This window comes from Bacillus sp. JJ722, from assembly GCF_036963345.1.
Classification (GTDB): domain Bacteria; phylum Bacillota; class Bacilli; order Bacillales; family DSM-1321; genus Bacillus_AD.
Genome location: NZ_JBALMO010000120.1, coordinates 1 through 21,383 on the forward strand (window position 1 = coordinate 1; position 21,383 = coordinate 21,383).

Annotated in this window: 16 protein-coding genes, 1 rRNA gene and 1 riboswitch; all 17 genes read left to right on the forward strand. The window is 36.3% G+C overall.

Annotated elements, in window-relative coordinates; all coding sequences use genetic code 11:
* Positions 1-153: 153 nt before the first annotated feature.
* Complete coding sequence (locus tag V7014_RS15515) at positions 154-1,170, forward strand: SIR2 family protein (RefSeq protein ID WP_335508341.1); 1,017 nt, start codon at positions 154-156, stop codon at positions 1,168-1,170.
* A complete protein-coding gene (locus V7014_RS15520) occupies positions 1,157-3,037 on the forward strand; it encodes an ATP-binding protein (RefSeq protein ID WP_335508342.1) in 1,881 nt (626 codons plus the stop codon). The genes V7014_RS15515 and V7014_RS15520 overlap by 14 nt, the downstream gene beginning before the upstream one ends.
* A 759-nt stretch (positions 3,038-3,796) precedes the next feature.
* The gene (locus V7014_RS15525) at positions 3,797-4,435 is read left to right on the forward strand and encodes a TetR/AcrR family transcriptional regulator (protein ID WP_335508343.1); all 639 of its coding nucleotides are present in this window, start codon (positions 3,797-3,799) and stop codon (positions 4,433-4,435) included.
* 97 nt (positions 4,436-4,532) lie between these two features.
* Entirely contained in the window at positions 4,533-5,804 is a 1,272-nt protein-coding gene (locus V7014_RS15530; protein ID WP_335508344.1) for an MFS transporter, read from the forward strand.
* 151 nt (positions 5,805-5,955) lie between these two features.
* Complete coding sequence (locus tag V7014_RS15535; protein ID WP_335508345.1) at positions 5,956-7,059, forward strand: glycerol dehydrogenase; 1,104 nt, start codon at positions 5,956-5,958, stop codon at positions 7,057-7,059.
* 139 nt (positions 7,060-7,198) lie between these two features.
* On the forward strand, positions 7,199-7,624 hold the full coding sequence (locus V7014_RS15540) for a hypothetical protein (protein ID WP_335508346.1): 426 nt from the start codon (positions 7,199-7,201) through the stop codon (positions 7,622-7,624).
* An 18-nt stretch (positions 7,625-7,642) separates the two neighbouring features.
* Entirely contained in the window at positions 7,643-8,395 is a 753-nt protein-coding gene (locus V7014_RS15545) for a GNAT family N-acetyltransferase (RefSeq protein ID WP_335508347.1), read from the forward strand.
* 170 nt (positions 8,396-8,565) lie between these two features.
* Positions 8,566-8,667: riboswitch (purine riboswitch) on the forward strand.
* A 161-nt stretch (positions 8,668-8,828) separates the two neighbouring features.
* A complete protein-coding gene (locus V7014_RS15550) occupies positions 8,829-10,160 on the forward strand; it encodes an NCS2 family permease (RefSeq protein ID WP_335508348.1) in 1,332 nt (443 codons plus the stop codon).
* 248 nt (positions 10,161-10,408) lie between these two features.
* The gene (locus V7014_RS15555; protein ID WP_335508349.1) at positions 10,409-10,771 is read left to right on the forward strand and encodes a DUF3147 family protein; all 363 of its coding nucleotides are present in this window, start codon (positions 10,409-10,411) and stop codon (positions 10,769-10,771) included.
* Between the two features lie 14 nt (positions 10,772-10,785).
* Entirely contained in the window at positions 10,786-11,160 is a 375-nt protein-coding gene (locus V7014_RS15560; protein WP_335508350.1) for a DUF3147 family protein, read from the forward strand.
* 167 nt (positions 11,161-11,327) lie between these two features.
* On the forward strand, positions 11,328-13,418 hold the full coding sequence (locus V7014_RS15565; RefSeq protein WP_335508351.1) for a sigma 54-interacting transcriptional regulator: 2,091 nt from the start codon (positions 11,328-11,330) through the stop codon (positions 13,416-13,418).
* A gap of 139 nt (positions 13,419-13,557) precedes the next feature.
* A complete protein-coding gene (locus V7014_RS15570) occupies positions 13,558-15,078 on the forward strand; it encodes a class I adenylate-forming enzyme family protein (protein ID WP_335508352.1) in 1,521 nt (506 codons plus the stop codon).
* A gap of 17 nt (positions 15,079-15,095) precedes the next feature.
* The gene (locus tag V7014_RS15575) at positions 15,096-16,241 is read left to right on the forward strand and encodes an acyl-CoA dehydrogenase family protein (RefSeq protein WP_335508353.1); all 1,146 of its coding nucleotides are present in this window, start codon (positions 15,096-15,098) and stop codon (positions 16,239-16,241) included.
* Between the two features lie 17 nt (positions 16,242-16,258).
* On the forward strand, positions 16,259-17,410 hold the full coding sequence (locus V7014_RS15580) for a thiolase family protein (RefSeq protein WP_335508354.1): 1,152 nt from the start codon (positions 16,259-16,261) through the stop codon (positions 17,408-17,410).
* A 29-nt stretch (positions 17,411-17,439) separates the two neighbouring features.
* The gene (locus V7014_RS15585) at positions 17,440-19,014 is read left to right on the forward strand and encodes a fatty acid--CoA ligase (RefSeq protein WP_335508355.1); all 1,575 of its coding nucleotides are present in this window, start codon (positions 17,440-17,442) and stop codon (positions 19,012-19,014) included.
* A gap of 121 nt (positions 19,015-19,135) precedes the next feature.
* A complete protein-coding gene (locus V7014_RS15590) occupies positions 19,136-20,755 on the forward strand; it encodes a long-chain fatty acid--CoA ligase (RefSeq protein ID WP_335508356.1) in 1,620 nt (539 codons plus the stop codon).
* Between the two features lie 560 nt (positions 20,756-21,315).
* Positions 21,316-21,383 (forward strand): 16S ribosomal RNA (locus tag V7014_RS15595); the annotation flags it as partial.

Sequence of the window (21,383 nt, forward strand, 5' to 3'; positions counted from 1 at the left end):
GTCTAATACAATTTTTGTGGTTAGGTAATGATATTTATAGGTTTAATTTAAGGTAACTTAAATTACTGGTAACTGGCTTTATTTTTATAATCTAAAAAATTAATTTGAATTAATGTATAATTATGTTAATAGAAAGTTGTTTGGGAGGATTATATGGTCGACGAACAGATAAATAAAAAAGATGAATTAGTAAAAAAACTCAGGAAATTAGCAATTACAAAACAGCTGAATTTTTTGATTGGTTCAGGCACTTCTTATCCTGCAATACCTTTGATGGGAATGATTCAGGCAGAGAATAATGAAAAAAGAAATACATTATTAGCTGAAACAGTTAAAAGAGTAAGCGAAGATTTATTGGGACAAGCTTTGGAATATAGATCATCAATATGTATCACGTTGAATAATTACACTAATTTTATTTCAAAGATAATAGATATACTTAACTTGTCAAATTCAAGGCAGACGCCCCGTACTGCCAATCTGTTTACTACAAACTATGATTTATTTATTGAGAAAGCTTCTGACAATGTCCTACAAAACTATAGATTTATATTTAATGATGGTGCTAGTGGTTATTTTGATAGAAAGCTTGATGGCTCAAACTATAATCGAACAGTTTCGTATAAGGGATTGAATGATAACTATACAAATGAAATACCTTCTTTGACCCTAATAAAGCCTCATGGTTCTATGAATTGGGAAAAAGTTGGGGATTCTGTATTAATTAGAAATAGTGTTATTGATTCTCCAGTTATTGTAAAGCCTACAGGGTATGAAGAACAAGATACTTTTTACAATAATCATTTTCATGAGATGCTAAGAGTATTTCAATTAGAGTTAGATAAACCACAATCCGTTTTGTTTGTGATTGGCTTTTCGTTTCAAGATAAACATATTGCAAAGATGATTAAAAGAGCTATTCAAAATCCAGAATTAATGGTGTACGCTTTTGGGTTCACTGATAGAGATAGAGAAACCTATTTAGAGAATTTAGGATTGAGTGCTGAACGAAGTAATTTTACTATTTTAACTCCTGAAAATTTTCGTGATGAGTATAAAACAAAAAACACGGTTGATGAAGGTGAAGACTGGTACAGTTTTGACTTATCAAATTTAACTAGTATATTGCGTGGAACAAGTATGGAGTACTTAAAAGATGGAAAGTCCTAAGAAAACCCTAGGAGTAATTACTTCTGTTGAAGGTGATGTATCGCAAGTTGGAATGTACAGCATGTCAAATGATGCAGAATTCATCTGGTATGGGGAGATATTGACAGGCCCTAAGATTGGTGCTTACCTAACTATTAATCAAAATGAGATTAAAATAGTTGCAACTGTTTCAAATGAGAAAGTGATTGATCAACAAAATTCTATCAAAAGTTCTGAATTTGATAATAGATATTCAAAAAACTCAATAAATAGAATTATTTCTTTGAAAACCAAAGGAGTAATTGAAGCAGGAAAATTTCAGGTGACAAGTCAGTACGTACCTATGATTGGTAATGAGGTCACCTTAACAACTTTAGATGAGTTAAAAATTATTTATGGAATTGAAAATAATGAACCAACAATAAAAATCGGAAAATCAATTTTAGAAAATCAGCCAATTCAATTATCAATAAATAAGTTCTTTGCATCCCATATAGGTATATTTGGAAACACCGGAAGTGGTAAGTCTAATACATTGCATAAATTATACTTGGAACTTTTCAGGTCGGATTTTTATGAGCAAATAAAACAAAAATCCCAATTTTTTGTAATAGATTTTAATGGCGAATATTCATCTACCAATAGTGATGATTCGACAAGAAAAGGAATTTTTGGAGTTGAAATAGAGAATAAAGAAATATATGAAATTAACACACGAGATTCAACCAGGGGTAGAAAATTACCAGTTGAAAGAAAATACATATTTGATGCAGACATATTATCGATACTCTTTGATGCCAGACCCGCAACACAAGTACCGTTTCTAAGAAGTTCAATAAAAGAATTTAATGAAAAACTCTCAACAGCTCATTTTGATTTTGGAGCATATACTACAGGAACTCTCAAAAAAATACTAACATCTGGTTCTTCTACTAACCAAGATAGTTTTCAGGATTGGGTAGATACAGCAAAAAAATATCTAAGAAATAAAGATCTTTTTTCTGAGCTGGATCAAATTAGACAAATAAATGGTAATTATAAAATTGATACACCGGAAATATGGTTCAACAGTGGTTCTAATGAGGGAATTACACCAGAAAAACTCAAAAAATCAGGAATTTCGAAAGTCTCAGAAGAGTTAAAAAAACTATTTAATAGTATGAGTAGTACACCAATTCATCAATTACAAATGTTTCTAGATTTCCAAAAAGTTCATAGGACTGCATGGGGAAAAGTAAATCGTGAACACTTAAATCCCTTATTTAACAGAATTAATTCTTCTTTACAAAGTCTAGAAAAAGTTATAGAAGTTAAAGAAAGAGCTATTGAAGATTATAAACTGATGAATATTATATCGCTTGTTTATGCAAATCAAGAGATTACTCGATTAATCCCTATGTTGTTATCTAAAATGATTTACGATGAGCAAAAATCATTAGTTTCTGGAAAAAGTGTTCATCAAACGAAACACTTAATTATTGATGAAGCTCATAATATATTAAATTCTGAGTATAGAAATAATGGAGATGATTGGCAAGATTATAGACTGTCTGTCTTTGAAGAAATTATCAAAGAAGGTCGGAAATTCGGATTTTATCTTACTTTATCCAGCCAAAGACCAGCTGATATTTCTCCAACTATTCTTTCTCAAACGCATAACTATTTGATTCATCGTTTAGTTAATGAGAAGGATTTAAGAATGCTTGAAAATACTATGCCTACACTTGATAAAAGTTCCTATCAGATGATACCATGTCTTGGCCAAGGAGAAGCAATTATTACAGGAAATGCAATGCAAGTCCCTGTATTCGTAAAAATTGATAAAGAGAAATCACTCCGTCCAGCTAGTGATGATATCAAGCTCACTGATTTGTGGAGTAACTCTTAAAATATTAGAAAGTGGGCATAAATGTGGTTGATTTAGAAGCATACTTAGTTCCTGAAATTGCAGAACGTTGCAAAAAAAATCTATTGAGAGTTCTAAGAAGCTTAAAAGAGCTTCAATAAAATAAAATAAAATGTAGCTAAAATCCCACATACAGGAATGGCAGTTCATTTTGTTTCGAGCATATCGAATATTAGTTTGTGGTCTTTTTAAAAGGAGCATGGAGGAAACTCTGTGCTTTTTTTATGGATTGGAGAAATAAAAAATATCTTAAAATTCACTTTGAAGGAGAAATAAGAAATGTATAACAAATCGTATCATCAATTTATTCAGGACAGAAAAAGAAAAGAAAGAGAGGCAATGGAAGAACGCTATCGACAAGAAGAAGCACAACTTAAAGCTCAAAATATGTACTAAAATTTAAGCTCGAAACCTTGTTATTTCAATTGAAAATAGGGTTTTGACGCGCTACTATTGACATATATAATTTCAGGGTAAAATGAGAAATTGTAAGTTCTTGTAAGTTGATGTAAAAGAGCTAAAAGCGTTGATATAACAATGCTTCTCCTCACATCAACCGCGTTGTTTATGATATAAAAAGTAAGCCACCTGCTACATTGAATGGGAATAAAGTCAATAAAACCTCGGAAACCTAATCAATACGGGCTTCCGAGGGTTTTTATGTTTGCTGGATGTTATTGACAAAAATTCAATGAGATGTTATTCTCCATACATACCAGTGGTATGTATGGAGGTGGGGATTTGGTTCGAAATAAACATCCCGAGAAAACAATTGAGCAAATTCTTTCTATTTCTTATCGTTTATTTCTTGAAAAGGGTTATGAACAAACAACTATTCAGGATATTATTAACGAATTAGGAATGAGTAAAGGAGCAATTTATCATCATTTCAAATCAAAGGATGAAATCTTACATGCAATTGGTGATAAGGGCTTCAATGATCGAAATCCATTTAAGAAGTTCAATAATCATAAGCATTTAAATGCCTTGCAAAAACTAAAAAAGATTATTTGTGCTGAATTTGAAAATCTTGAAAAGCAACAGTTTGATAAAATGGCAATATCTTTAACGGAAAACCCTAAATTCGTTAGTATCTTATTGAATGGTACTCTGAAACATGGTGTGCCACTCTTTCAAGAGCTAATCGAAGAAGGTAAAAAAGATGGCTCAATTTCTGTAGAGGATAGTAAAAGTGCGAGTGAAGTTATCCTGTTATTAAATAATGTTTGGCTTAGTCCGATGATAGGTCAAGTAAGTGAAGAAGATTTAGAACGTAAAATTTTATATTTGAAAAATCTTACTGAACTTATGGGTGTTCCGTTTATGGATGAAGAAGTTTTAAATGCAATGAATAGTTATTTGAAAAGCATATTTAAATAATGAGCTGCCTTTTTAGAAGGCAGTATATTATTTAAATATTACATACCGCCAGTCGGTTTGTTAATTTGTATTTTTATTACAAAAGGGAGAGATTTATATGAAGGAAAGTACGTTATTTCAAAAAGATTTTACGTTATTGATTATTGGTCAGATTATATCTTTATTCGGAAATTCTATTCTGCGATTTTCCTTATCGCTTTATATATTGGATGTGACAGGCTCAGCTACTGCTTTTGGAAGCATTCTTGCGTTATCCATGATTCCTACCATTTTGTTATCGCCTATTGGGGGTGTATTAGCAGATCGTGTGAATCGTAGGAACATCATGGTATGTTTAGATGTAATCACATCATTAGTATGTATCGTATTTCTTACCCAAATAGGGAGTAGCCAAATTGTATTCTTAGTAGCTGCCGTAATGATGATCCTTTCAATCATTCAGTCGATGTATCAGCCATCCGTCCAAGCAAGTGTGCCTGTGTTAGTAGACAGTAATCATTTGTTGCAGGCAAATGGGGTTGTGATCCAAGTGAACGCATTAGCAAACTTCTTAGGACCGATTTTAGGTGGAATGCTGTATGGATTTTTTGATTTAAAGATCATTGTTATTGTTAGTGCAATTGCGTTCTTTATTTCAGCAGTATTAGAAATGTTTATTCGTATTCCATTTACGAAACAATCATCAAATGGAAAAGTATTCGATACAGCGATTATGGATTTAAAACAGGCATTAACATTCATTAGTAAGGATAATCCTATTTTATTTAAGATTCTATTAGTGGTTGCTGCAATTAATCTGTTTTTCTCGACGATGATTATGATTGGCTTACCTTATATCATTAAAGTGCAACTTGGGTTGAGTTCGCAGTTATATGGTATTGCTGAAAGCTTCTTAGCGATCGGATCAATTGGTGCTGGGCTTGCTATTGGTGTAGTATCTAAAAAATATACTATTCATAACTCCTATATATTCATCTTATTAGGTGGAGTAGTTTTATTGCCGATCGCTTTTGTAACGGGGCTACAAGTACAGCCGATGGTTGCCTATGTTGTTATTTGTATTAGTACTTTTTTATGCATGGCATCAGTAGGTATTTTCTCTATTTTTGCTCAAACTTTTTTACAAAGTGAAACACCAAATGAGATGTTAGGAAAAGTAAGTGCGTTTGTTTCAACGATTGTTATGTGTTCTTACCCTATAGGGCAGTCATTGTATGGTGTGATGTTTGATCGTTTCTCAGATGAAATCTATTTAATCATTCTCTTTGCAATTATAGTTGAATTGATTTTAGGTTTTATGACGAAACGTTATCTTACTAAGCTGCAATCTAAACTGCCATCGAAGCAGTTGAGTGTACAAAATGAATAATAGAAGAGCAAGTGAAGTGTCTATTTCACTTGCTTTTTTTCTGTGTTTTTAAAAATATACGAAAAGTAAAATTTTTCATAAAATAAGGTTTAATATTGTTAAAAAAGGGAATTACAGATGTGGGAATATGGTATAGGAGGAGACTGAATATATGACAAATGTAATTATTTCAACTAGCAGGTATATTCAAGGTAAAGGTGAGCTTGAAAAGATTTATAACCATGTAAGTGCTCTAGGAAACAAAGTATTTATTCTAGTGGATGCTTTTCTCGTTAACACTTTAGGTGGGGTAATCAGTGAGAGTTTTGCAGCAAATGGATCAGATTGTTATATTGAAAAGTTTAACGGCGAGTGTTCGAAGGTAGAGATTAATAGATTAATTGAAGTTGCTAAAGATTTTGATGTCATTATTGGGGTTGGTGGTGGCAAAACGTTAGATACAGCTAAGGCGGTGGCATATTATAAGAAATGTCCTATAGTTATCGTACCTACGGCTGCCTCAACAGATGCACCATGTAGTGCATTGTCTGTTATATACAGTGAAGAGGGTGTTTTCGAAGAATATTTATTCCTTCCAAGGAATCCAGATATGGTCATCGTTGACTCGCAAGTGATTGCAAATGCACCTGTTAGATTGTTAGTTGCAGGTATTGGCGACGCTTTAGCTACTTATTTTGAAGCGCGGGCAACAGTGAATTCGAATGGAAATACAATAGCTGGAGCTAAACCAACAAAAGCGGGAATTGCCCTTGCGAAACTTTGCTTTAAAACGATACTAGAAGATGGTTTAAAAGCAAAGTTAGCGGTGGAAAATCATATGGTTACTAAGGCCGTGGAAAATGTAATTGAAGCAAATACATACTTAAGTGGTGTTGGTTTCGAAAGTGGAGGTCTTGCCGCTGCACATGCGATTCATAATGGTATGACAGCTCTGGAAGACACGCATCACATGTATCACGGTGAGAAAGTAGCTTTCGGAACAATTACACAGTTGGTACTTGAGAATATCGGCTCTGATGAATTGCATAAAGTAATCGAATTTTGCGTAAGTGTTGGATTACCGATTACTTTAGGCGAATTAGGTGTTAAAGAAATAGATGTGGAACAGTTGCAGCAAGTAGCGGAGATTGCATGTGCAGAGGGCGACACAATGGGAAATATGCCTTTTGATGTTACCCCAGAAGATGTCTTAGCGGCAATCATTGCAGCCGATGCTTTAGGAAGACACTATCATAAAAAATGTGCATGTAGATAACTAAGCTAAATGAATGCAAAAGAAGAGAATGTCGGATTGATGAACAGCAAAGGCATTCTCTTCTTTAATTTGTTCATATTAGAAATGATTTTTTAGTGAAAAGAAACAATATTGAATAAAAAATAGTAGGAGAGATTTTATGAATCAGCGAAAATTGGTTAAAAAATTAAATCTCATTTTTTTATTTATAACGGGAATTGGAGCGGTAGTAACGGGACTCGCTTTCATTTCCGATCCTACTGGACGTACTCTAGGAATGAATACAGACATTTTACCTAAGGAGATATTTCCAAACTTCCTGATTCCAGGTTTGTTTCTCTTCATAGTGATTGGAATAGGACAGATCATAACGGCTTTTCTCGCCATCATAAAGAATTGTGTAGAAGTGTGGAAATATATTTCGTTCATGGGCTTTGTATTAGTAGTTTGGATTGTTGTTCAAGTTTGGTTAATTGGTTATGTATCCATTTTACAACCTATATTTTTCTTAATAGGAATAATAGAATTAATATTAGGGGTTTTATGGAAACGAACAGCTTGGCGACGGAATAAATATCATTTCTAATAGGGAGTCATGATTAAAATGTCTAATACATACAAAAATATAACGGTTGATACGATTGGAGAAGAGCATATTTGTTGTGCAATATCGGATAAAAAACATCAAGAAGGCGTAAAGGCAAAGAAGAATTGGTTGAAGGAAAGAATTCAAGAAGGATTAGTTTTTCGTAAGTTAGATGTGAATGGAAAGGTATTTATTGAATATCTTCCAGCCGAGTATGCGTGGGTTCCAATCGATGCGCCAGCATATATGTATATTAATTGCTTATGGGTATCGGGCAGCTACAAAGGAAAAGGTACTGGAAAAGAGTTATTACAAGCTTGCATAGATGATGCTAGAGTGAAAGGGTTTAAAGGAATTGTAACAATTACAAGTAAGAAAAAGAGACCGTACTTAGCAGATAAGAAATTCTTTATAAAGCAAGGATTTGAGGTAGTGGATGCAGCCGATCCAGATTTTGAATTAGTCGCCTTTCATTTGGAAGAAAGTCACCCTGTCAAATTTAGAAATCAAGTACATGAAGGACAAGTTAATGAGCGGGAAGGTTTTGCGTTCTATTATGTACCACAATGTCCCTACATATATAATTGTATAAATGAAATTCAAAAAGTAGCGAATGAAGAAAATGTGAAAGTGACTTTTCATGAAATAACAACAATGGAAGAAGCGCAATCATTTGTAATCCCATGGACAACATTTGCGGTATTTAAAGATGGGGAGTTCATTACTAATACACTTTTAAATGGAAATAGTTTTAAAAAAATGCTCATGTAGTAGCTAGTGCTGTTCGTAACATAGACAAAATACCACTAATTAGGCAATTAATTTATAAGCTTTCTATATAAAATCGAACAAAAGACGAACTTTAACACAACTGTAAAATTTAATGTTCGTCTTTTTACTTGACTTTTTATTATTGTGTTGGTACTATGATTACAGAAATTATATTAAACTATATATTTAGTCGTATATTCTTGGGGATATGGCCCAAAAGTTTCTACCAAGCTGCCATGAACGGCTTGACTACGATGAAATGTCTACCTATTACTATAGTGATTTTCTGTAAATTTGGATATCTCTATCTATAGGTATGTTTACTTTTTCATTGACTGTCATGCTCCGTTCTATATTTTAGACGGAGCTTTTTGTATGGAGAAAAGGGATCTCAAAAGTATCTTAACGACAAACTTTCGGAGGGAAACGAAAAATGAAGAAGTATTTTCAATTTGATGAGCTTGGCACGAATTATGCCCGCGAGACAATTGGTGGTGTAACAACTTTCTTAGCAATGGCTTACATCTTAGTTGTAAACCCAAGCGTTTTAACATTACAAAGCATTCCAGATTTACCGGATGCACTACGTATGGATCAAGGTGCCGTATTCGTAGCAACTGCATTAGCAGCAGCAGTTGGTAGTATCTTAATGGGATTGATTGCTAGATTCCCAGTTGCACTTGCTCCTGGTATGGGTCTTAATGCATTATTCGCCTACACAGCAGTACTAACTTACGGTATTCCATGGCAAACAGCTTTAACAGGTGTTTTAATCTCTGGGGTAATCTTCGTATGTTTATCTCTTTCAGGTATTCGTGAGAAAATCATTAATGCTATTCCACTAGAGTTAAAGAATGCAGTTGGTGCAGGTATCGGTCTCTTCATCGCATTTATTGGTTTACAAAATGCTGGTATCGTCGTTAATAATGATGCAACATTAGTTGGTCTTGGTGATATTACAAATGGTCAAACGTTATTAGCTATCTTTGGTATTGTGATTGCCGTAGTTCTTCTAACAAAAGGTTTTAAAGCAGCAATCTTCATCGGTATGATTGTTTCAACAATCGTTGGTATGATTTTTGGATTAATTAAAACACCTGAGGCTATTGTTGGTGCTGTACCAAGCATCGAACCAACATTTGGTGCAGCTTTTGAAGCATTCAGTGATCCAGGTCAATTATTAGATGGTCAAATTCTAATTGTTATTCTTACTTTCTTATTCGTTGCTTTCTTTGATACAGCTGGTACGCTAGTAGCGGTAACTAAACAGGCAGGTATTATGAAAGGTAATACATTACCACGTGCAGGAAAAGGTTTGTTAGCAGATTCTCTTGCGATTGTTGCTGGTGCGATTTTCGGTACATCTACGACAACTTCTTTCGTAGAATCATCTGCTGGGGTTGCAGCTGGTGCACGTACAGGTTTCGCAGCGCTTGTAACGGGTGCATTGTTCTTATTATCACTGTTCTTCTTCCCGTTATTATCAGTCATCACACCTGCTGTTACAGCGCCTGCATTGATTATCGTTGGTGTATTAATGGCTTCTTCTCTTAAAGATATTGAGTGGAATAAATTCGAAATCGCTGTACCTGCATTTTTCACAGTGTCTATGATGGCATTAACTTATAGTATTGCAACAGGTATCGCAATTGGTTTCTTGTTCTACCCAATTACAATGATCGTTGCTGGTAAAGCGAAAAAAGTACATCCACTTATGTACGGTTTATCTCTTATATTCTTAGCTTACTTCATCTTCTTGAAATAAGCTTTTGGGTAGAGCCCATCTTAATGTCGAAGTTAAGATGGGCTTTTTAATGTACATCTACCTTTATTTTACTTTTGTTTGAAAATTTTGTGTTAATTCACAAATATTCCTTTAACTCATAGTACTTTCTCGTTGTAATACATGAAAATTAAATGAAAATGCGTTACAATATATGCAACTATATTGTGAATTGTTTCACAAATTGTAAAAAGAGAGAAAGTAAATAAGAGCAAAAGAGGCGAAATTCGTTGGTTGAGTTATCTTTTAGTGCTTTATTAATCCGATTCTTGTTAGGGGGATCGGCCGTAGTCGCATGTACAATTGTAGGTAAGAAACTTGGAGAGAGGGCAGGGGGAATCTTTGCCGCATTTCCAGCAGTATACTTAGCAGCTTTGTTAACAGCAGCACTTGATTTCGGTGGAGAATCTTTAATTGAACATTCGATTGTATTATCAAAAGGTGCACTTATTGGAATGATCATTAATATTGCAATTGCATTAATCGCGGGTAAATTATTGTTAAAGCAAGGATGGAAGAAAGGCTTAACGAGTTCAATGATGTGTTGGGTAGTATTTTCAGCCACAGTCGTATTACTAACATCACAGTTTTAAGAGGAGATGAGTTTATGAACAAAGATTTAGTCATTCGCTTTCTGCTCGGAGGGACCGCTGTAATGCTTAGTTATTTAATTACAGTTATCTCACCTTGGAAATTGCTTGCAGGTATCTTTGCGTCTTTTCCAGCAGTTATGATTACAGCAGTATTAATGGTCGGTATTAAATCAGGTTCGAAGAAGGCAGCATGCATTGCCAAAGGATCTGTTTATGGTATGATCGGTTGCTTGATGTGCGTAGTAACGGTATTCGCTATTCTGGAAGCCGGTGGCAGCTTTGCTGTTAGCGTAATTGTTGGGCTTGTAATTTGGCTAGTTAGTTCGGTAGGGATTTCTTTTATAAAATTAAATCGTAAGAATGTGGCAGTTACTGCTCATAAGAAATAAAGAAACATACAAATGATACATAGTAAGCTTATGTGCCATTTGTATGTTTTTTTAATTGTGGTATAGAGGATGCCTTTGCTTATCTGGAAAATTATGATACGGTAAAATAGATTTAATTCATAATATTTAGAAAATGTATATGTGGAAATAGGAGGGGGAGTAGTATAGTGGAATTTCGAAAAAGAATTTCTCGTTTTGAAAGTCAAATCAGCGAAGAAACAACATTTGAAGAAGCGGCTGCATTGCTATTAGGGCAAAAGTTAACGCTATTGCCAGTAACAAATGAAGCTGGCATGTTACAAGGTGTATTTACGAGGCGAAATTTGCATCAAATGATTATTGACGAAGTCACACTCACTACTCCAATTCGAAATTATATAAAAAAACAAGTCATCACTGTTAATGTCGATACTCCATTTGATGAAATTGTAGAAATAGCAAAAATAAGTAAAGTTGGAACGGCGGTTGTTGTTGATTCTGACTGTAAAGTTATTGGGCTCTTTTCAAAAACGGATATGGTATTGTCTCTGTTTGAATCAACGAAATTTTTGAAAGAGCAGCTTGAAACCATTGTTCAACACGCTCATATAGGAGTCATTATGACTGATGAACAGTTAACGATTACGTATGTTAATGATCGTTTGAAGCGAATGAGTGGGAAGAATGCAGATCGAATGCTCGGAAATCAACTTCATCATATTATTCCTGAATTTCATACCCATATAGAAAATTCATTAACGCCAAATCAAAATTATATGTCGATAACCCTCCATGACAGTAAAGCCATCGCTTTCCTATCTCCTTATCAACAAAATTCTATGGAGAAAGGATATATAGTGTTGTTTCAAGAAACGCCTGAGCTGGAACGAATGGCAGAAGAGTTGGAAACGGTTAAGAGTTTAAAGAGCACACTGCAAACAACATTAGACTATGCTTACGATGGGATTATTACGATCGATGAAAAGCGAATCGTCCAAATGGTTAGTCCATCACTCTTGCAGTTATTTCATTTACAAAAAGAAGATGTACTTGGTCATCATGTTTCAAAAGCCTTGCCAGAATTACAGCTTACGCATGTATTTGAAACACAAGATGCGGATTTTAGCGATTTTGAGGAAGAGCAAGGGATTAAATATATTGTGCATCGCATTCCGATTATTCATGACGGCAAAGTAATTGGGGCGATTGGTAAGGTGATGTTTCGCCAATTAAATGAAGTGGGCCAACTATTCAAGAAATGGCAGAAAGCTGAAAGTAAGGCAGATTTCTATCATAAGCAATATAGAGAGACAGAAACAGCTAAGTATACTTGGGAGCAAATTTATTCAGTTGATTACCATATGGATAAATTGAAAAAGAGCGGAAGAAAGGCAGCAAAAGGTCGTTCGACGGTGCTAATACGAGGTGAAAGCGGTACGGGTAAGGAGTTATTTGCACATGCAATTCATTCGAGTAGTGCAAGACGAGATGATCGTTTTGTCATTGTAAATTGCGCGGCAATTCCGGAAGACTTACTAGAATCCGAGTTTTTTGGATATGAAGAAGGAGCCTTTACAGGTGCTAGGCAGCGAGGAAAGATCGGCAAGTTTGATTTAGCCAATGGGGGTACGCTGTTTCTAGATGAAATTGGCGACATGTCTTTAACGCTACAAGCAAAACTACTTCGTGTATTGCAAGATCGAGAGTTTTACCGAGTTGGCGGAACAGCAAGAATTCAAGTGGATGTTAGGATTATTGCTGCAACAAATCGAGACTTGGAGCAAATGGTGAAGGATGGTTTATTCCGTGAAGATTTATATTACCGACTAAATGTTATTTCATTACACGTGCCTCCACTTCGCGATAGACAAGCAGACATTGAACATCTCATTGTTCATATTATGGAAGAATTAAATAGAGTACTTGGCACAAGTATTACTGGAGTGGACCAAGCTGCGAAGAAAACAATGCTTTCTTATCATTGGCCTGGTAATGTAAGAGAATTGAAGAATGTGCTAGAGAGAGCGATGACATTCGCCGAACATGGAAGCATTCAAATTGAAGATTTGCCAGATTATATGTTGAAGCAATTAGAACGCCAACAATTAGAACAACCGGATACGACGATGTTCGAAGATGCGGAAATTAATGCAATTAAGAAAGCGTTAAAGCAAACAAAAGGGAATAAAGCAGAAGCAGCGAGATTGCTAGGAATTAGTCGATCTAGTCTCTACGAAAAATTAAAGAAATATCAACTAACCAAAGTGGGTGTCCTATAAATGGACACCTTTTTTCATGCATGTATTTGGGATAAACAATTGGATAACGCAATATGGCGGTACAGCTAATAAGGATGGTTTGGCATAGGAATTGCATTTAATTTGAATGAAAGATTTTTATAGAAGCGAGGGATCTTTAATGGATATTGGTTCTTATTTATTTCAAAGTGCCAGTAAATACCCTAATAAAGTGGCTATTTACTATGAAGATCGAAAGTATACGTATCGCGAGTTTAACGAAGAGGTAAATATGTTTGCTCATGGCATTCGTTCATTGGGATTAGCTAAAGGTGATAAGGTAGCCATCATGATGAAGAATTCTGATCGATTTGCCTTTGCTTTTTTTGCTGCAGCGAAATTAGGAGCAGTTATCGTTCCGATTAATACACGCCTTACATCTTCTGAATTGCATTATATGTTGGAACAATCGGACAGTGTACTTGTTATTTGTGATGCAAGTTTTGAAACAACTATTGCAGAAGCAGCACAAAATACAAATGTGCAAAACGTGATTGTTTCAGGTTCTGCTATCCATGCTGGATTCTATAGCTATGATGCTGTACGAACGTCGATTGTTGAAGAGCCAGCTATTAAAGTTTCTGAGCTTGATGATTTAGAAATCTTATATACATCCGGAACGACGGGGCGTCCAAAAGGAGCATTATTCGACCATAACCGGATTTTTAAAGTAGGTATTACGATGATTGTTGGGCTTGGTTTAAATCATCATGATCGTTTGTTGCACTTAGCACCGCTCTTTCACTCCGCACAATTGAATTTATTCTTTATTACGGGTGTGGTTTTAGGAGCAACGCATTACATTCATAGTGATTTTGATCCTGTAAAAACGCTTAAAGCAATTGACGAACACCGTATTTCATTATTCTTTGGTGTCCCAGCTATGTACAACATGATGTTGCAAGTGCCTAATAAGCTTGATTATGATTTGAGTTCTGTTCAGCGCTGTGCTTACGGAGCGGCACCGATGGCTCCTGAAGTTGTGAAACGTAGTATGGAGTTGTTTCAAACCGATCAGTTCTATAATTTATGTGGCTTAACAGAAGCTGGACCGGGAGGAATTATATTAGATCCTGATGGACATAAGCATCATTTTGGTAAAGGTGGTAAGCCGTTCTTTATTACTGAAGCAAGAGTAGTAACTGCAAATGGTGAAGATATTCAACCAGGTGCGGTTGGCGAGTTTGTATTACGTGGTGACACGATTATGAAGGAATACTATAAGAAGCCTGCTGAAACACTTGAGGCAATTAAGGATAGTTGGCTATATACAGGTGACTTAGCCACGATTGATGAAGAAGGATTTATTTCGCTTGTTGATCGCAAGAAAGACATGGTTATTTCCGGAGGAGAAAATGTTTATAGCATCGAAGTAGAGGAAGTTTTATATGAGCACCCACATATTTTAGAAGCGGCCATTATTGGTATACCAGATGAAGTATGGGGAGAAGCCGTTTGTGCTGTTATTGTTCCAAAGGGAGATCAAGTAATTGATGAGCAAGAACTACGCAGTTTCTGTCGTAAGAAACTAGCAGGTTATAAAGTGCCGAGAAGAATTTTCATAGAACAACAGCTTCCGAGGAATGCATCAGGAAAAGTACTAAAATATCAGCTTAGACAGGGTCTAACAAATCAAAAGTGATGAAGGAGTGTATGAAAGTGAAACATCTATATTTAAATGAAGAGCATGAAATTTTCCGAGCATCTTTCCGAAAGTTTTTAGAGAAAGAAGCGTATCCATTCTATGAGCAATGGGAAAAGGATCGAATTATTCCTAGATCATTCTGGGAGAAGATGGGGGCACAAGGTTTCCTTTGTCCGGATCTTCCTGAAGAGTACGGTGGCAGTAATGTAGATTGGGGATTTTCCGTTGTAATTAATGAGGAAATCGAGCGTGTAGGTACAGGGACAATCGGAATTGGTCTGCACAGTGATATCGTTGTTCCGTACATTACAGCATATGGAACGAAGGAGCAGAAAGAACGTTGGTTACCGAAATGCGTAACGGGAGAATATATTACAGCTATCGCTATGACGGAACCGGGAGCAGGTTCTGATTTAGCTAGTATTGGTACGACAGCGGTTTTAGATGGAGACCACTATATTGTAAATGGTCAAAAAACATTTATTACTAACGGTATTCATTCTGACTTAATCGTTGTCGCGGTGAAGACGGATACGAAAGTTGTTCCGAAACATAAAGGTGTGAGTTTGCTAGTGATTGAAAGAGGTACACCTGGATTTTCTCGAGGTAGAAAGTTAGATAAAGTCGGATTACATTGTCAGGATACTGCAGAGTTAATCTTTGAAGATTGTAAGGTTCCTAAAGAGAACTTATTAGGTGAAGAAGGAAAAGGCTTTTTGTATTTAATGGAGAAGCTGCAGCAAGAACGTCTTCTTGTAGCGATTGGTGCGCAAGTATCTTCTGAAGAAATGCTAGCGTCGACGATTGAATATGTGAAATCACGTAGCGCTTTTGGCAAGAACATTAGTCAATTCCAAAATACACAATTCAAGATTGCTGAAATGGCAACAGATATTGAAATGAGTAGAGCATTTCTAGATTCGCTAATTGCTGACCATATGGCTGGCGAGAATGTTGTAACAAAAGTTTCAATGGCGAAGTGGAAGCTGACAGAGATGGCAAGAGAAATAGCAACTCAATGTATGAAATTATATGGTGGCTATGGATATATGGAAGAATACACGATTGCTAGAAGATACCGTGATATTCCAGTAGCAAGTATTTATGCAGGAACGAATGAAATCATGAAAACAATTATTGCGAAAAACTTAGGTTTATAGAAAAGGAGAGAATTAGAATGAGACAAGCGGTCATAGTAGAAGGGGTAAGAACGCCTGTAGGGAAGCGAAATGGTTACTTAAAAGATATTCGACCAGATGATTTAGCTGGACTTGTAATTAAAGAATTGGTCAACAAAGCTGGCATCGATCCCCACTTAATTGATGATGTCATCCTTGGTTGTGTTTCGCAAGTTAGCGAACAAGCAGGTGATATTGCAAGAGTAGCAGCACTTATCGCAGGTTTACCAATCAATGTTCCAGGAACGACAATCGATCGTCAATGTGGTTCTAGCCAGCAGGCTGTTCATTTTGCAGCTCAAGCTATACTTGCAGGTGACATGGATATTGTCATTGCAGGTGGCGTTGAAAGTATGTCGCGTGTTCCGATGGGTTCTAATTATCAAGGTGTTAAACCAAGTGAACAATTGCGAAGTAAGTATGAAATCATTAATCAAGGCTTATCAGCTGAAAGAATTGCAGAACAATATGGTTTTACGAGAGAAGACCTTGATGCATTCTCTGTTGAAAGTCATGAAAAAGCACTAAAGGCTCAGGAAGCGGGTTATTTTACAGATGAAATTATGCCAGTATGTGTGACAATTGGTGAAGGAGAAACAGAAGAAGTACGGCAGGATGCTGGTCCACGAAAAGGAACTACGGTAGAAGTTCTAAGTGGATTAAAGCCTGCATTCCAAGAGGATGGCATAATTCATGCGGGGAATGCTAGTCAAATTAGCGATGGAGCGGGAGCATTACTCATTATGAGTAGAGAAAAAGCTGAAGAACTTGGATTAAAGCCTCGTTTCCTTATTCATACGAGAGTGGTTGTTGGATCAGATCCAACGTTGATGTTAACAGGTCCGATTCCAGCTACACAAAAAGCTTTAAAGAAATCAGGGTTATCAATTGATGATATTGATGTATTTGAAGTGAATGAAGCTTTTGCGTCAGTTCCTCTTGCATGGTTGAAAGAAACAGGTGCTGATCCGAAGAAGTTAAATCCATGCGGAGGAGCTATTGCACTTGGTCATCCATTAGGAGGAAGTGGTGCAAGGTTGATGTTAACAATGATGGGTGAATTAGAAAGAACGGGTGGACGCTACGGATTACAAACGATGTGTGAAGGACATGGAATGGCGAACGCCACAATCATTGAAAGATTAGATTAATGGGATTTCTATAAAAGGAGGGAAGCATAATGGGTATTACGATTGGAAGTATATTTGATTTAACGGTTCGAAACTATCCGAACAAAGAAGCGTTATATGACATTAGAAGCAATAATCGCTACACGTATAAAGAGTGGAACGAAGAAGTAAATCGACTAGCAAACGCATTGAAGGAGCAGGGTGTGAAGAAAGGAGATCGTGTTTCTACAATCCTTTATAACCGTGAAGAACTAGCGACAGCGTTCTTTGCATGCGCGAAGCTAGGTGCTATTTTTAATCCAATTAACTTCCGCTTAATGCCAGAGGAAGTAGCTTATATTCTTGAAGATGCCGCTCCGAAAGTAGTGCTTTTCGAACAAGCTTTAGAAGAGGTTGTAGCAAGAATTGAACATCGCTTCCCTCATATATCTTTCTGGTATACCGATCAAGATACACCTAGTTATGCCGTTCATTATGAATCAAACGTTAAACAAGCCTCTACAGAAGCGATCGACGAAGTTATTAATGAAAACGATGATTATGCCATTATGTATACAAGTGGTACGACAGGAAGACCTAAAGGAGTTATTCACCGTCATCGTGATATGGTCGAGCAAAGTATGTTTGCTATTCTATACACGAAAGTAACGTTTAATGATCGTGGTTTGATTATTGCTCCAATGTTCCATTGCGCGGAACTACATGTTGCGTTTCTTCCACGTGTACATTCTGGTGCTACGAATGTTATTATGCATCAGTTTAATCCGGTAAATACGCTTGAAGCTATAGAGAAAGAAGGCATTACAAAGTTTTTTGCAGCGCCGACGATGTGGAATATGTTATTACAAGAAAACTATGAGAAATATGACTTATCTAGTTTGAAATTAGGACTTTATGGTGCAGCCCCAATGGCACCAGTTTTAGTAACAGCCTGCCGCGAGAAATTAGGCGTTCAGCAGGTACAAGCGTACGGAATGACTGAAATGGGACCAGCTATTACATTTTTAACGGAAGAAGATCAAATAAGAAAAGCAGGTTCGGCAGGAAAAGCATGCCTCAATCACGAAATACGAATTGTAAGACCTAAAGAAGATGGCCCATCTGAACCAGATGATATTGTTCCAACTGGTCAAACAGGAGAAATTATCGTTCAAGGTCCATGTGTAATGCGAGGATATTTCCAAAGAGAGGAGGAATCCGAGAAAGCGCTTTATAAAGGGTGGTACCATTCTGGTGACATTGGTTACTTAGATGATGAAGGATACTTATGGGTGAAAGATCGTGTGGACGATATGATTATTAGTGGTGGCGAGAATGTATATCCTAGAGAAGTAGAAGATTTGCTATATGAATACCCAGGTATTCTAGACGTTGCAGTCATTGGTCAACCTGATGAACATTGGGGTGAGTTAGTAACAGCATTCATTGTAACAAAGGATGAGACAATAACAGCTGCTGATTTAGAAGCGTATTGTAAGAACAGTGATAAGCTAGCTAATTATAAACGTCCTCGGAAGTACATTTTCTGTGATGCAATGCCACGCAATGCAAGTGGAAAAATTCAAAAGTTTTTGCTAAGAAAGCAATTAGAAGATATTCTTTCAAAAGAAAATACCACACTATAATTTTTTGATAGACGAAGAGGGTCGTTGCACCCTCTTCGATTGTATCTACTTTGATTTCCCAATCAACGTGAATATGCAATATATGATGAAGTTCTTATAATAATGAAGGGAGTAAGGCTATATGATGAATGTGCCTTTAACAGTTGGATCGCTTCTAGAAAGAGCAGAAAAATATTTTGCAAAGAAAGAAGTTATTTCACGAACACACTCCGGTATTCACCGCTTTACGTATAAAGAGATTGGAGAACGAACACGTAAACTAGCTCATGCTTTAGATAAACTAGGTGTGAAGCGAGGAGAGCGTGTTGGGACACTTGCTTGGAACCATCATCGCCATTTAGAAGCTTACTTTGCAGCACCTGGAATGGGAGCTGTTTTGCACACTATTAATATCCGCCTTTCACCTGAAGATATTATTTATATTATTAATCACGCAGAAGATAAAGTGTTACTGATCGACGAAGATATTTTACCTCTAGTAGAAAAAATACACCCGCACTTCAAATCAGTTAAAGCTTACGTTATTATGACTGATCAAGCAGAACTTCCAGACACTTCCCTCAGTCCTGTTTATTCCTATGAACAACTTATTGCTAATAATGACCCTACCTATGCTTTTGCTACAGATATTGATGAGAACGAACCAGCAGGAATGTGCTACACATCCGCTACTACTGGCAAACCGAAAGGTGTAGTTTATTCGCATCGTGGTATTGTACTGCATACCTATGCGCTCGGCTTAGCAGATACGGCGTCATTATCTGAAAGTGATATTGCGATGGCTGTCGTACCGATGTTCCATGTAAATGCGTGGGGAATGCCGTTTGCGTGTACGTGGTTTGGTAGTACACAAGTGTTTCCAGGTCCCCAATTTACTCCAAAACTACTTGCTGAGCTAATTGAGCAGGAGAAAGTAACAGTCACAGCGGGTGTACCTACAATATGGATTGGTTTATTACAAGCACTAGAGCAAGGAAATTATGATACTACTTCATTAAGAGCGGTTCTTTGTGGGGGGGCAGCTGCTCCAAAAGGTATCATCCGTATATTTGAATCCAAGTATAAAATCCCGTTTCTTCATGCATACGGAATGACAGAAACAGCACCACTTGCTTTAATATCTCGCAGAAAAAGCTATCAAACGGATTTAAGTGAGGAGGAATTGTTAGATCTTCGAGCGAAACAAGGTATGTTAGTGCCGGGACTTGAGATGAAAGTAATCGGAGAGAATGGGGAAGTAGAGTGGAATGGAAGTGAGATGGGAGAACTTCTTATTCGAGGTCCTTGGATTGCTGATGAATATTATCAAGATGATAGAACGAATGAGGCTTTTAAAGATGGTTGGTTGTACACAGGTGATGTAGCTACAGTCGATGAAGAAGGTGCAGTAAAGCTGGTCGATCGCACAAAGGATTTGATTAAGAGCGGCGGTGAGTGGATTTCTTCTGTTGATCTAGAAAATGCGCTTATGGCGCATGAATCTGTTCTTGAGGCCTGTGTTATCGCGGTGCCGCATGAAGAATGGCAAGAGCGTCCGTTAGCCTGTGTAGTATTGAAAGATGCGTATAAAAATAAAGTAGAGAAAAATGAATTACAAGAGTTTTTAAGACCTCAATTTGCGAAATGGTGGTTACCTGATGATATTTTGTTTATAGAAGAGATTCCGAAAACATCTGTCGGTAAATTTCAAAAGAATGCCTTACGCAAGCAAGTGAAAGAGCAAATGAATAATTTGACTTAATTGTAGCTGTCTAAAGAGAGGGAAGACCAGGTGGGTTTTTTCTCTCTTTTTGTTTAGGGAATAAGGGAGGGTCTTTAAACACGTATATTTAATATGGAATTATCTTATGATGAATTCACCTTGCTAGTTATTATAGATGGTAATTGTAAACAAGCATGTATGAAATCATCATTGTTAATCAATTCTGCTGTGCAATGTTTTGCTAAATGATTATAAGTTTATTACTAATCTAGAAACTTTTTTACAAAAACTCTTGTCTTGCTAGTTTGAAAGTGATATATTTATATCCGTTGCTGCTAAATGACAGCTTAACCAACATGATTATGTTGAAATAGTTGTTGACATGATAGTAACGGAGTGTTATAGTTTAAAAGTTGCTCCTGATAGCAACAAAAAATATCAAAAAAGTTATTGACAATCAATAATTTAAATGATATTATATAAAAGTTGCTTCAGCAACGAAATGATCTTTGAAAACTAAACAAGACAACACGTCAACGTTAATTCTAAAACAAAGTTTCTACTAGATAGAAACAAAACTTTATGAGCAAGACAAACACTTTTTGGAGAGTTTGATCCTGGCTCAGGACGAACGCTGGCGGCGTGCCTAATACATGCAAGTCGAGCG